Origin of the sequence: Streptomyces griseus, assembly GCF_900460065.1 — a bacterium.
In the GTDB taxonomy this organism is placed as follows: Bacteria; Actinomycetota; Actinomycetes; order Streptomycetales; family Streptomycetaceae; genus Streptomyces; species Streptomyces griseus.
The window spans coordinates 35,072-47,494 of sequence record NZ_UAVD01000009.1; the positions used below are offsets into that span (position 1 = coordinate 35,072).

Sequence of the window (12,423 nt, forward strand, 5' to 3'; positions counted from 1 at the left end):
CATGTTCGCCACGGGCCGTCTGGCCAAGAAGCTCTCCCGACCGGGCATCGCCTTCCGCGCCCTGCCGGTCACCTCCCGCGTCGCCCTCGGGGTGCTGGTCCTCGTGATCCTCGGCGCCGTACTCGCCCCCCTGCTCACCCAGGACCCGCTGACCACCGGCACCCCGGTCCAGGCCCCGAGCGCCGACCACTGGTTCGGCACCGACCGGGCCGGCCGCGACGTCTTCGCCCGCGTGGTGCACGGATCGCGCTACTCCCTGGTCATCGGCCTCGGGGCGACCGCCGTCGCGTTGATCGCCGGGGCCGTGCTCGGCTCGCTCGCCGCCACCTCCCGCAGGCTCGGCGACGAGTCCGTCATGCGGACGCTCGACGTGGTGATGTCGTTCCCGCCGATCGCCCTCGCGGCCGTCCTGGTCGCCGTGTTCGGCACCAGCGTGCCGGTGATCATCTTCACCATCGCCTTCGTCTACACCCCCTCGCTCGCCCGCGTCGTCCGGGCCAACGTGCTCGCGCAGTACGGCGAGGACTACGTCGCGGCCGAGAAGGTCATCGGCGCCCGGCGCGGGTACATCGTGCTCCGCCACGTCGCCGTCAACTGCATGGCGCCGGTGATGGTGTTCGCCACCGTCATGGTCGCCGAGGCGATCATCTTCGAGGCCAGCCTCTCCTTCATCGGGGCCGGCGTGCAGGACCCCGACCCCAGCTGGGGCAGCGTCCTCGCCTACGGCCGGCAGATCCTCCTGGCCGGCGGCTGGTGGGCCACCTTCTTCCCCGGTCTGGCCCTCCTGATCACCGTCCTGGCCCTCAACATCCTCTCCGAGGGACTCACCGACGCCTCGGCCGCGCCCAGGAGCGCCCGCACCTCCCCCGCGCCCGACGCCACCACGGCGCCCGACCCGGTCGAGGCCGCCGCCACCGTCGACATCGACGCCGCCCTCGCCAAGCTGGCCCGGCACATCAGCGCCACCGAGCCGGCCGTCACCCCGGTCCGCGAGGACGCGGAGGAGCTCCTCGTCGTCCGCGACCTGGCGATCCGCTTCCCCGACCGCTACGGCGACATCCCCGTCGTCGACCGGCTCGACTTCACCGTGCACGAGGGCGAGACCCTCGGTCTGGTCGGCGAGTCCGGCTGCGGCAAGTCCATCACCAGCCTCGCCGTCATGGGCCTCCTCGCCCGCAACGCCGAGGTCAGCGGCGAGATCCTCTACCGGGGCCGGGACCTGCTGAAGCTCCCGCCCAAGGAGCGCCGCGCCCTGATGGGCCCCGAGATCGCGATGGTCTACCAGGACGCGCTCTCCTCCCTCAACCCCTCCGTGCTCGTCGGCACCCAGCTCAGGCAACTGACCTCGCGCGGCGGTACGAAGACCCCCGCCGAGCTGCTCGAACTCGTCGGCCTCTCCCCCGAACGCACCCTGCGCAGCTATCCGCACGAACTCTCCGGCGGACAGCGCCAGCGGGTCCTCATCGCCATGGCGCTCTCCCGCAGCCCGCGCCTGCTGATCGCGGACGAGCCGACCACCGCCCTCGACGTCACCGTCCAGGCCCAGGTCGTCGAACTCCTCATCCGGCTCCGCGACGAGCTCGGCTTCGCCATGGTCCTGGTCTCCCACGACCTCGCCCTGGTCGGCGACCTCTCCCACCGGGTCGCCGTGATGTACGCGGGGCGGCTCGCCGAGGTCGGCGACACCCGGTCCGTCCTCACCGGGCCCGCCCACCACTACAGCCGCGGCCTCCTCGGTTCCGTCGTCTCCCTGGAGGCCGGCGCGGACCGGCTCCACCAGATCCGGGGCGTCGTGCCCGCGCCCCAGGGCTTCGGCGAGGGGTGCCGCTTCGCCGGGCGCTGCGGAGCCGCCACCGACCTCTGCCGCACCACGACACCCGCGCTCACCCCGCGCGGCACCACGGACGACCACGGCTTCGCCTGCCACCACCCGGCCAGGACGACCGCCGGGGTACGGGAAGGAAGCGCCCTGTGATCAGGCTCGACGGCGTCCACGTACGCCACAAGGCACGCAGTGGCGGGATCTTCTCCCGCGATGCCGTCCACGCGCTCACCGACGCCTCACTGAAGGTCGGGCGCGGCGAGATCGTGGGCCTGGTCGGAGAGTCCGGCTGCGGCAAGTCCACGCTCGCCCGCGTGCTGACCGGACTCCAGAAGCCCACCGAGGGCGAGGTCCTCTTCCACGGGCGCGACCTGTGGAAGATGTCCGGCGCCGAGCGGCGCGACGACTTCGGTTCGGCCGTCGGCGTCGTCTTCCAGGACCCCGCGACCGCCCTCAACCCCCGCCTCACGGTCCGCCAGATCCTCCGCGACCCGCTGGACGTGCACCGCCGCGGAACGAGGGAGGCGCGCGAGGCCCGGGTGGAGGAGCTGCTCGACCTGGTCGGGCTGCCCGGCCACACCCTCGCAGCCCTGCCCGGTCAGCTCTCCGGAGGCCAGCGCCAGCGCGTCGCCATCGCCCGCGCCCTGGCCCTCGAACCCGAGCTGATCGTCGCCGACGAACCGACCTCCGCGCTCGACGTCTCCGTACGCGCCCAGGTGCTCAACCTCCTGGTCGACCTGCGCGAACGGCTCGGCCTGGGCATGGTCTTCATCAGCCACGACATCCAGACCGTGCGCTACCTCGCCGACCGCATCGCCGTGCTCTACCTCGGCCGCATCGTCGAGGAGGGCCGGGCCGCCGATGTGGCGGGCTCCCCCCAGCACCCGTACACCGAGGCGCTGCTCTCCGCCACGCCCAGCCTGCTGGAGGCGACGGAGCGCATCGTGCTCACGGGTCCGGTGCCCTCCGCCACCAACCCGCCGAGCGGCTGCCCGTTCCGCACCCGCTGCTGGAAGGCCGACGACGCCTGCGCCGAGGTCTTCCCCGTGACCACGTTCGGCCCCGCCGAACACCGCTGGCACTGCGTCCACCCCCAGAACTCCGCCTCCCCCTCGGAGACCCGGACCCCCGTACCGCCCGCAAGGAGCACCGCATGACCGCCCCCTCCTCCGCGTACTCCGGAGTGATCCCGCCCGTCGTGACCCCGCTCACCGCCGACGGCGAGCTCGACCGCGCCTCCCTGGAGCGGGTCGTCGGCCACCTCCTCGACGGTGGCGTCAACGGCCTGTTCGCCCTGGGCAGTTCGGGCGAGACCGCCTATCTGACGCCGAGCCGGCAGGACGAGGTCATCGAGGTGATCACGGCGACGGCGGCCGGCCAGGTCCCGGTCCTCGTCGGGGCCATCGAGACCACCACCGACCGGGCCGCCGAGCGGGCCCGCGCGGCGGCCGCCCGGGGCGCCGACGCGGTCGTGGCCACCGCGCCCTTCTACACCCGCACCCATGTCACCGAGATCGACCGGCACTTCCGGGAGCTCGCTGCGGCCGTGGACCTGCCGCTCCTGGCGTACGACGTACCGGTCTGCGTCCACAGCAAGCTGGACCCGGAGCTCCTGCTGCCGCTCGCGGCGGACGGGGTGCTCGCCGGGGTGAAGGACTCCAGCGGGGACGACGGCTCGTTCCGGCGGCTGGCCATCGGGGCCCGCGGCCTTCCGGGGTTCTCGGTGCTCACGGGCCACGAGCTGGTGGTCGACGCGATGATGCTGAGCGGCGCCGACGGTTCCGTGCCCGGCCTGGGCAACGTGGACCCGCACGGCTATGTGCGGCTGCACGAGGCGGCCGTGAAGGGCGACTGGGACGCCGCCAGGACCGAGCAGGACCGGCTCGTCGGGCTGTTCGACATCGTCCGCGCGGCCCGCCCCGGCACGGCTTCGGCGACGGCCGCGGGGCTGGGGGCGTTCAAGACGGCCCTGATGCTGCTGGGCGTCATCGACACCCATGCGATGAGCTCACCGATGCGCCGTCTGGACGAGGCGGAGACGGCGGCGGTCGCGGCCTGCCTGGAGCGGGCGGGGCTCTCCCCGGTCCGATAGGGCGCCCTCGCCCGGCGCTGGAGCACGCCGCCCGGGCCACGGCGTCCGCGTCGTGGGCCCGGGCGGCGGCCGTCAGCCGGCCGGGCCGCTTCCCTCTCTCACCCGATCGGTCCACGGGTACGGGCACCCCTGACACACTGCCCGAAGCGCCCCGATATGCCCTCTTTCGTGAAACGTCTTAGCCTGCTGACACTGCTCGGATTGTCGACAGCCGGCGCCGTCGGCGGAGGGCGAGCTCCCATGGCTGAACTACGTAAGAGGTCCGGACTGCTCGGCGAACTGTCCGCCGAGTTCGCGGGCACGATGATCCTCATCCTCTTCGGATGCGGCGTCGTCGCCCAAGTGGCGGCGGGCGGAGCCCTGACGGACCCCGCCGGTGGACTCGGTGACCACGACAGCATCGCGTGGGCCTGGGGGCTGGGCGTCACGCTCGGCGTCTACGTGGCCGCGCGGCTGAGCGGGGCCCACCTCAATCCCGCGGTGACGCTCTCCCTGGCCGCGTTCAAGGGGTTCCCGTGGCGGAAGGTGGCTCCGTACGCGCTGGCGCAGACGGCCGGCGCCTTCGTGGCCGCGCTCCTCGTCCGGTGGAACTACAGCGAGGCGCTGGCGAAGGCCGACCCCGGACACACCATCAAGACGCAGACCGTGTTCTCCACCCTGCCGGCCAACGGCAACCCGGCGCTGCCGGTCCACGAGTGGGGAGCGTTCCGCGACCAGGTCATCGGCACCGCGATCCTGCTGCTCCTGATCATGGCCATCACGGACATGCTCAACACCCCGCCCGGCTCCAACCTGGGCCCGTTCATCATCGGCCTGGTCGTGGTCGCGATCGGCATGGCCTGGGGCACCAACGCGGGTTACGCGATCAACCCGGCCCGCGACTTCGGCCCCCGGCTGGCGAGCTTCCTCACCGGTTACGGCGGCGCGTGGCGGGACCAGTACGGGAACCTCTACTTCTGGGTGCCCATCATCGGCCCGCTGGTCGGCGGCCTGCTGGGCGCGGGTCTCTACAAGGCCTTCATCGGACGCTTCCTGCCGTCCGCCGAACCCGAACCGCCGGGACGCGTCCCGGCGTCCGAGGCCTGACGACACCGGCCGGAGAGGCGACACATCATGGCGGAATTCATCGGCGCGGTGGACCAGGGGACCACCAGCACCCGGTTCATGATCTTCGATCACGGCGGCAACGAGGTCGCCAAGCACCAACTGGAGCACGAGCAGATCCTGCCCCGCTCCGGCTGGGTGGAGCACGATCCCGTGGAGATCTGGGAGCGCACCAACTCGGTGATGCAGAACGCCCTGCGACACGGCGGCCTCTCGCCGAGCGACCTGGTGGCGATCGGGATCACCAACCAGCGCGAGACCACGGTGGTCTGGGACCCGCGCAACGGGCGGCCCTACTACAACGCCATCGTGTGGCAGGACACCCGTACGGACGCCATCGCGGCGAACCTCGAACGCACGGGGCAGGGCGAGGTCATCCGCCGCAAGGCCGGGCTGCCGCCGGCGACGTACTTCTCCGGCGGCAAGATCCAGTGGATCCTGGAGAACGTCGACGGCGTACGGGAGGCGGCCGAGGCCGGTCACGCGATCTTCGGCAACACGGACGCCTGGGTCCTGTGGAACCTGACCGGCGGCCCGAACGGCGGTATCCACGCCACCGACGTGACCAACGCGAGCCGCACCATGCTGATGAACCTGGAGACGCTCGACTGGGACGAGGAACTCCTGGGCTTCTTCGGCATCCCCCGGGCGATGCTCCCGAAGATCAACCCCTCGTCGCATCCGGAGGCCTACGGGTCCACCCGTACCTCCCGGCCGCTGAGCGCCGCCATCCCCATCGGGGGCGTCCTCGGCGACCAGCAGGCGGCCACGGTCGGCCAGGTCTGCTTCGAGCCCGGCGAGGCCAAGAACACCTACGGGACCGGCAACTTCCTGGTGCTCAACACCGGCACCGAGCTGGTCCGCTCGGAGCACGGGCTCCTCACCACGGTGGCCTACCAGTTCGGCGACAGTCCGGTGGTCTACGCGCTGGAGGGGTCCATCGCCGTCACCGGGTCGGCGGTGCAGTGGCTGCGCGACCAGATGAAGATCATCAAGTCGGCGCCCGAGAGCGAGGAGCTGGCCCGGAGCGTCGAGGACAACGGCGGCATGTACTTCGTGCCCGCGTTCTCCGGTCTGTTCGCGCCGTACTGGCGGTCCGACGCCCGCGGCGCGATCGTCGGCCTCGCCAGGTACAACGACGGCGCCCACCTGGCACGGGCCACGCTGGAAGCCATCTGCTACCAGAGCCGCGACGTGGTCGAGGCCATGGAGCAGGACTCCGGGGTCCACCTGGACGTGCTCAAGGTCGACGGCGGGGTCACCGCCAACGACCTCTGCATGCAGATCCAGTCCGACGTCCTCGGCGTCCCGGTCAGCCGTCCCGTCGTCGCCGAGACGACCGCTCTCGGCGCCGCCTACGCGGCGGGGCTCGCCACCGGCTTCTGGCAGAACACCGACGAGCTGCGCACCCAGTGGCACGAGTCGAAGCGCTGGTCGCCCCAGTGGTCCGAGGAGCAGCGCACGGAGGGCTACGCGGGCTGGAAGAGGGCGGTGGAGCGCACCCTCGACTGGGTGAAGGTCCCCTGAACCGCTCCGACGTCACGACGGTCCCGGCCGGGGCCCGTCGAGGTGTTCTCCGGCACGCGTGCGTACGGCATGCTGGAGGACACCCGACGAGGAGGACCCGGTGTACGCGGAGCCCATGGCCCGGGCAGTGGTGGGACCCGCCGTGGTCGAGCTGCTCCAACGCTTCCCCCGCGGGCGGGAATTCACCACCACCGTGTCGTTCGGCGGGGATGACTTCACTCTCCGCGCCCATGTCCGGGTGAGGCGCACGACCCCCGGGCTCGCGCAGGTCTCCCTCGCCTGTTGGGTCGTCGGCAAGGACGCGGCCCGCTACCTCGGGGGCCATCCCCCGCGCGAGGCCGAGGACTTCCTCCCTCCCGAAGGCACCGCCGTACCGGACGCCTCGCTGACCGCCCGCGTGCTGGACTCTCTGGCCGCACGACTGAACCCCGGCGCCGTCTCCCGGCCGGACGGCGACGGTCACCTCGCCATCGATGTCCCCACCTCCGGCCAAGGGGCCCCGGACGTCTTCGCATAGCGTTGGCGGTCCCATCCGACGCACCGCGACGAGGACCGGCCCATGACCAGCCGTACCGGAATCCGCCTGATAGAGCCGACCGACGCCGCCCCGATCGCGGCGCACCGGGTACGTGACGCCGAGGCCTTCCGGCCGTGGGAACCGGCCCAGCCGGCCGACTACTTCACCCCGCAGGGGCAGGCGGAGCGGATCGAGGGCCTGCTGGCCGGGTACCGGGCCGGCACGGTCTGGCCGGGTGTGGTGCTCGCCGACGGCCAGGTGATCGGGCAGGTCACCGTGGGGGGCATCCTGCCGCAGCCGCATCTGCGCCGGGGTTCCGTCGGCTACTGGACAGCGACCGTCGCCCAGAATCAAGGGCACGCGGGGAACGCCGTCGCCCTCGTGCTCCGGGTGATGAGGGAGGAGCTCGGCCTGCACCGCGCCGAGGCGTCCACCAACCTGGAGAACCTGCCCTCGCAACGGGTGCTGCGCCGCAACGGGTTCACCCCGTACGGCGTCGCGCACTCGGCGATCTTCCTCGACGGGAACTGGCGGGACGGACTGCTGTGGGAGCGGATCCTCGGCGACTGAGCAGGTCACGGCGTGCCCGGGTGGAGAGGGGCGCCCCGTCGACCGCGCTTGGATGTGGGCCACTAAGTTGATTAGTATGCGTGGCTCGGCCTCCGAACGGCCGGTCGCCCGCCCGGGTCACCGGTGGAGGTGTCGCTGAAGCCGCGATCCCTGAGCGGTACTTGACGGTCCGTGGACCGTCGCGCAGCGGCCGAGGAAGAAGGAGCTCGCCTCAGTGGCGTCCCACCGTCGTCCCAAGCAGCCCAGTCACGGATACACGTCCGTGCTCACCGCGACCGCGGCGGTGACGGTCGCGCTCTCCGCGCAGTCGGCCTCGGCCGATCCGCTGCCGGACCCCAACAAGAAGGGTGTCCAGGCACAGGTCGACCGGCTGTACGAGCAGGCCACCCAGGCCACCGAGAAGTACAACGGGGCGAAGGAATCCGCCGGGAAGCTGCAGAAGGAGGCGGACAACCTCCACGAGGAGGTCGTCCGCAAGCAGGCGGCGCTCAACGAGCTGCGGCAGCAGCTCGGTTCGGCGGCCACGGCCCAGTACCGCAGCGGTGGTCTCGATCCCTCCCTCCAGCTGCTGCTCTCGACCGATCCCGACGCCTACCTGGACCAGGCGTCGGGCCTCGACCGGCTCAGCGCCCGGCAGTCGGACACGCTCCAGCGGTTCCTCTCGCAGCAGCGCGCCCTGCAACAGCAGCGCGCCCAGGCGGCGGAGAAGCTCGGCAGCCTCCAGGAGACCCGCAAGGAGCTGGGCAGCAAGAAGAAGGAGATCCAGGGCAAGCTGGCCGAGGCGCAGCGGCTCCTCAACACCCTCACGGCCGAGGAGCGGGCCGAGCGGGTCGCCAAGGAGGAGCGGGCCAACCGGGCGAGCGAGCGGGTCGAGCTGGGCAACGAGGCCAGTGCGTCCGGGCGTACGGCCGCGGCGTTCAACGCGGCCAAGAGCCGGGTCGGCATGCCGTACGTGTGGGGAGCGACCGGGCCCGGGTCCTTCGACTGCTCGGGTCTGACCTCCTGGGCGTTCCAGCAGGCCGATGTCTCCCTGCCCCGTACGTCGCAGGCCCAGGCCAACGCCGGCACCCGGATCAACTCGATCGGCGCGCTGAAGCCCGGCGACCTCGTCATCATGCGCACCGACCTGAGCCATGTGGGCTTCTACGCCGGGAACGGCCAGATACTCCACGCGCCGAAGCCCGGCGCGCAGGTGCGGTACGAGTCGATGGCCCGCAGCGGGATGCCGTTCATGTGGGGCGTACGGATCTGAGGCGCCGGCCGGCCTGTTCGCGGCCGGCCGGCGGGTGTCACCCTAGACCGGCGTGGCAGGTCAGCAGTACGGGCAGGACGGGCGTGATCAGGGCGCCGGTGCCGACCGCGCACCGCAGGGCGGGATGGGCCCGGTGCGCCGGGGCCAGCACGCGCCGGAGGCGGACCAGGGCCGTCCGCCCGCCCGCCGCCAGGGCCCCGTTCGGCGCCTCGCCCGCCGCGAGGGTGTACATGGCGGCGGCCAGCGCCCCGCGCGGGCAGCGGCGCAGCGCGTGGTCGTCGGCGGCCATCTCCAGCAGCAGGGGAACCTGCTGCTGGAGATGGCGGGTGAGCGGCACGCCGGGGAAGACCCGGGCGAAGGCGTGGGCGACCGCGAGGACGAGGTGGTGGCGGCCGCGGATGTGGGCCCGCTCGTGTTCGACGACGGCGTCGAGTTCGCCGCCGGACAGCAGGCGGACGGCCCCGCTGCTGAGGACGATCCTCGGGCGGCGTCCGGGCAGGCAGTAGGCGGCGGGCTCGGCGTGCTCCACCACGGTGGCCCGGGAACAGGCCGACCGTCGGCCGACCTTGTCGAGGATCTCGCGGTGCCGGGCACGGGCGGCGTACGCCCGCACGGTGTGCTCGGCGAAGCCGGCGAGGTGGGCCACGACCAGGACGCCGACCGCGGCGAGCCCCAGGCCCGGCAGGAGGCCGCCGCCGGACGGGCCGAGACCCAGGGCCGAGCGGCAGGAGTAGAGGATGCCGTGCAGGTGGGCGCCCGGAGTGGTGAGGTGCAGGGCGGCCAGGGCGACGCAGACGGAGAAGGACGCCGCCAGCGCGAACCAGACGGCGACCGCCAGCAGCGGTGACCGCTGGGGCCAGTTGCTGCGGAGCAGCGCGGGCGGGGCGAGGACGCCGACGGCCGCGGCGTAACCGAGGAAGAAGGGCGCGGCGTTCACAGCTCGCCGCCGCGGCCCGTCGCGCGCAGCGCCTCGCGGAGCGCGGCGACCTCCTCGTCCGTCATCCGCTCCACGAAGTGCACGAGGGCCGCCGACCGGTCCCGGCTCGCCCCGAGGGCGTCCTCCATCAGGGCCGCGGAGTAGGCCTCGCGGCTGCGGACCGGCGTGTAGAGCCACGCCTGCCCCTGCTTCCGCCGGGTCAGCCACCCCTTGTTGTAGAGGATGGTGGCCACGGTCATCACGGTCGTGTAGGCGGCCTGGCGGCGGAGGTTGATGTCGTCGACCACCTCACGGACCGTCGCCGGCCGGTCCCACTTCCACAGGCAGTCCATGATCTCGGCCTCGAGCTCTCCGAGCCGTCGCATACCCCGTCCCCACGTCCCCGCGCCCCGTGCGCCTTCGCGCGCACGGGAGACCATTGTAGGTTCACGCCCGGACCGGCGGATCTAGAATCCCCGCCGGGACTCCCGGACCAGCAGCACCAGGAGGTACGCCCCGCCGACGCACACGGTGACCGCGCCGGTCGGCAGCACCACTCCCCCGATCGCGTGCTGCGCCGCGATGTCGGCGCCGAGCAGCAGCAGCGCGCCGACGAGCGCCGATCCGGCGAGGTCGACGGAGGTTCCGCGCCCGGTGAGGCGGCGGGCGATCTGCGGCGCCGCCAGGGCCACGAAGGCGATGGGGCCGGCCGCGGCGGTCACCGCGGCCGTGGCGGTCACGCCGAGGACGACCAGCAGCAGTTTCGTCCGCTCGACGCGTACGCCCAGCATCGCCGCCGTGTCGTCGCCCAGTTCGAGCCAGCGCATCCGGCGCTGTGCCACCGGGGCGGCCAGGGCGACCACGGCCACCAGGACGGAGGCCATCAGGACGGCGGGCCAGCCGATGGCGCTGAGCGAGCCGGCGCCCCACACCGCGGCCCGCAGCGCGGTGTCCACGTCGGCCTTCACGGAGAACCACGTGTTGACCGAGGAGAGCAGCGCGCCGACCGCGATCCCCACGATGATGAGCCGGAAGCCCCGGACGCCCCGCCGGAACGACAGCAGATACACGGCGAGTGCGGTAACGAGTCCGCCGGCGAGGGCGCCCGCCGCGAGCGCCGAGTAACTGCTCGCGCCCGCGAGCAGGGTGAGGACGACGCCGGTGTAGGAGCCGGTGGTGAAGCCGATGACGTCGGGGCTGCCGAGCGGGTTGCGGGTCAGGGACTGGAAGACCGCGCCGCCCAGAGCGAGGGCGGCCCCGAACACCACGGCGGCGACGATGCGCGGCGCCCGCCATTCCAGGACGACGGTGCGGACGCCGTTGCCGGCGGTGCCCGACACGACGGCGGCGAGGTCGCCGAGGCTCAGCGCGTAGCTGCCGAGGGTGAAGGCCCACAGGGCCAGGGCGAGCAGCGCGGCCGACAGCAGCCCGCACACGAGGACTCCGCGGCGCGACGCCCGCAGGCTCAGCGACCCCGCCCGGAGGACGAAGGTCCCGCTCACAGTTGCCTCACCCGGTTTCCGCGCACCAGCAGGATCAGTACGGGCGCTCCGATGAGCGGCATCATGACGCCGACCTGGAGTTCGGACGGAATGACGATCAGTCGGCCCAGCACATCGGCGAACAGCACGATCGCCGGGGCGAGGACGGCGGAGTAGACCAGGATCCAGCGCCAGTCGGGCCCGGTGAGCCGGCGCACGGCGTGCGGGACCATGAGGCCGACGAACATCAGCGGGCCCGCGGCGGCCGTCGCCGAACCGCACAGCAGGGCCACCGCGACCACCACACCGCACCGGGTCGCGCCGACCCGCAGCCCGACGGCCCGCCCCGCGTCGTCGCCGAGCGCGATCGCGTTGAGCGGGCGGGCGCAGAGGGCGGCGGCCAGCAGTCCGGCCAGCACGAAGGGCGCGATGTCGGCGGCGGTGCCGGTCGGGCGGTCGGTGATGGTGCCGGCTCCCCAGAACCGCATGCGGTCGAAGGTGTCCGTGTCGATCAGGGCGAGGGTCTGGGAGATGCCGAGCAGCACCGCCGAGAAGGCGACCCCGACCAGGGTGAGGCGCAGCGGTGTGGGTCCGCCCCGTCCGCCGCTCGCGGCGAGGTAGACGACCGCCGAGCCGACGACGGCGCCGGCGAAGGCGAAGGGCAGGTACTGGTCGATGCGGGTGACGCCGAAGGCGGCGACGGCCAGGGTGACGGCGAAGCTCGCGCCGGCGTTGACGCCGAGGACACCGGGGTCGGCGAGCGGATTGCGGGTGAGCGCCTGGATGAGCGCCCCCGCGACCCCGAGGGACGCGCCGACGACGATGCCGAGCAGCGTGCGGTCCACGCGGGCGCCGCTGATCGTGGCGTGCGAGGCGGAGCCGTCGGGGGCGGTCAGCGCCTGCCACACCACGTCGAGGGGGAGCATCGCCGAGCCGATCGCGACGCTGAGGACCACCGCCACCAGGAGCGTGCCGAGGGCGACGCCCAGGCCGAGGAGCCGACGGGTCCTGCGACGTGACGACCTCGACGGCGCGGCCGGTGGTGGCGCGGTCGTCGGCGCGAGCGCCTGTGCCATCTGTTCTCCCTGTGCAACCCGCCACCCGGACAGGCCGGAGTGCCGTGTGTGATCGACGTACGTGGA

12 protein-coding genes are annotated in these 12,423 nt (G+C 72.8%); 8 read left to right on the forward strand and 4 right to left on the reverse strand.

Annotation, left to right across the window (positions count from 1 at the left end; all coding sequences use genetic code 11):
- The first annotated feature begins 1 nt into the window (after position 1).
- From DTB53_RS05135 to DTB53_RS05170, 8 genes are all read left to right on the forward strand, one after another.
- Positions 2 to 1,975: a dipeptide/oligopeptide/nickel ABC transporter permease/ATP-binding protein gene (locus DTB53_RS05135; protein ID WP_003970736.1), complete on the forward strand. Its 1,974-nt coding sequence runs from the start codon at positions 2 to 4 to the stop codon at positions 1,973 to 1,975.
- Positions 1,972 to 2,979 (forward strand): ABC transporter ATP-binding protein, encoded by a 1,008-nt coding sequence (locus DTB53_RS05140; RefSeq protein ID WP_012381933.1) that lies wholly within the window; start codon positions 1,972 to 1,974, stop codon positions 2,977 to 2,979. The genes DTB53_RS05135 and DTB53_RS05140 overlap by 4 nt, the downstream gene beginning before the upstream one ends.
- A complete protein-coding gene (locus DTB53_RS05145) occupies positions 2,976 to 3,914 on the forward strand; it encodes a dihydrodipicolinate synthase family protein (protein WP_003970734.1) in 939 nt (312 codons plus the stop codon). The genes DTB53_RS05140 and DTB53_RS05145 overlap by 4 nt, the downstream gene beginning before the upstream one ends.
- 240 nt (positions 3,915 to 4,154) lie before the next feature.
- Complete coding sequence (locus DTB53_RS05150; RefSeq protein ID WP_012381932.1) at positions 4,155 to 5,000, forward strand: MIP/aquaporin family protein; 846 nt, start codon at positions 4,155 to 4,157, stop codon at positions 4,998 to 5,000.
- Between the two features lie 27 nt (positions 5,001 to 5,027).
- On the forward strand, positions 5,028 to 6,545 hold the full coding sequence (gene glpK, locus DTB53_RS05155) for a glycerol kinase GlpK (RefSeq protein ID WP_012381931.1): 1,518 nt from the start codon (positions 5,028 to 5,030) through the stop codon (positions 6,543 to 6,545).
- Between the two features lie 100 nt (positions 6,546 to 6,645).
- Positions 6,646 to 7,062, forward strand: a complete 417-nt coding sequence (locus DTB53_RS05160; RefSeq protein ID WP_106431731.1) for a hypothetical protein — start codon at positions 6,646 to 6,648, stop codon at positions 7,060 to 7,062.
- A 42-nt stretch (positions 7,063 to 7,104) separates the two neighbouring features.
- Positions 7,105 to 7,632 carry a GNAT family N-acetyltransferase gene (locus DTB53_RS05165; protein WP_012381929.1) on the forward strand — a complete coding sequence of 176 codons (528 nt, stop codon included), beginning with the start codon at positions 7,105 to 7,107 and terminating at the stop codon, positions 7,630 to 7,632.
- Positions 7,633 to 7,846: 214 nt separating this feature from the next.
- Positions 7,847 to 8,884: a C40 family peptidase gene (locus tag DTB53_RS05170; protein WP_003970729.1), complete on the forward strand. Its 1,038-nt coding sequence runs from the start codon at positions 7,847 to 7,849 to the stop codon at positions 8,882 to 8,884.
- 37 nt (positions 8,885 to 8,921) lie between these two features.
- On the opposite strand, the gene DTB53_RS05175 is transcribed toward DTB53_RS05170, so the two are convergent.
- The 4 genes from DTB53_RS05175 to DTB53_RS05190 all read right to left on the reverse strand — a co-directional run bounded on the left by DTB53_RS05175 (position 8,922) and on the right by DTB53_RS05190 (position 12,357).
- On the reverse strand, positions 8,922 to 9,821 hold the full coding sequence (locus tag DTB53_RS05175) for a M56 family metallopeptidase (RefSeq protein ID WP_012381928.1): 900 nt from the start codon (positions 9,819 to 9,821) through the stop codon (positions 8,922 to 8,924).
- Positions 9,818 to 10,186, reverse strand: coding sequence for a BlaI/MecI/CopY family transcriptional regulator (locus DTB53_RS05180; protein WP_003970728.1), 369 nt, complete (start codon positions 10,184 to 10,186; stop codon positions 9,818 to 9,820). The genes DTB53_RS05175 and DTB53_RS05180 overlap by 4 nt, the downstream gene beginning before the upstream one ends.
- An 81-nt stretch (positions 10,187 to 10,267) precedes the next feature.
- A complete protein-coding gene (locus tag DTB53_RS05185) occupies positions 10,268 to 11,302 on the reverse strand; it encodes a FecCD family ABC transporter permease (RefSeq protein ID WP_012381927.1) in 1,035 nt (344 codons plus the stop codon).
- The gene (locus tag DTB53_RS05190) at positions 11,299 to 12,357 is read right to left on the reverse strand and encodes an iron chelate uptake ABC transporter family permease subunit (protein WP_012381926.1); all 1,059 of its coding nucleotides are present in this window, start codon (positions 12,355 to 12,357) and stop codon (positions 11,299 to 11,301) included. Before DTB53_RS05190 ends, DTB53_RS05185 begins: the two co-directional genes overlap by 4 nt.
- Between the last annotated feature and the right edge of the window lie 66 nt (positions 12,358 to 12,423).

Bases quoted from the DNA above. Each gene is read 5' to 3' on its own strand.
- DTB53_RS05135 (WP_003970736.1), top strand. From the start codon at position 2: ATGTTCGCCACGGGCCGTCTGGCCAAGAAGCTCTCCCGACCGGGCATC.
- DTB53_RS05145 (WP_003970734.1), top strand. From the start codon at position 2,976: ATGACCGCCCCCTCCTCCGCGTACTCCGGAGTGATCCCGCCCGTCGTG.
- DTB53_RS05150 (WP_012381932.1), top strand. From the start codon at position 4,155: ATGGCTGAACTACGTAAGAGGTCCGGACTGCTCGGCGAACTGTCCGCC.
- glpK (WP_012381931.1), top strand. From the start codon at position 5,028: ATGGCGGAATTCATCGGCGCGGTGGACCAGGGGACCACCAGCACCCGG.
- DTB53_RS05165 (WP_012381929.1), top strand. From the start codon at position 7,105: ATGACCAGCCGTACCGGAATCCGCCTGATAGAGCCGACCGACGCCGCC.
- DTB53_RS05180 (WP_003970728.1), bottom strand. From the start codon at position 10,186: ATGCGACGGCTCGGAGAGCTCGAGGCCGAGATCATGGACTGCCTGTGG.
- DTB53_RS05190 (WP_012381926.1), bottom strand. From the start codon at position 12,357: ATGGCACAGGCGCTCGCGCCGACGACCGCGCCACCACCGGCCGCGCCG.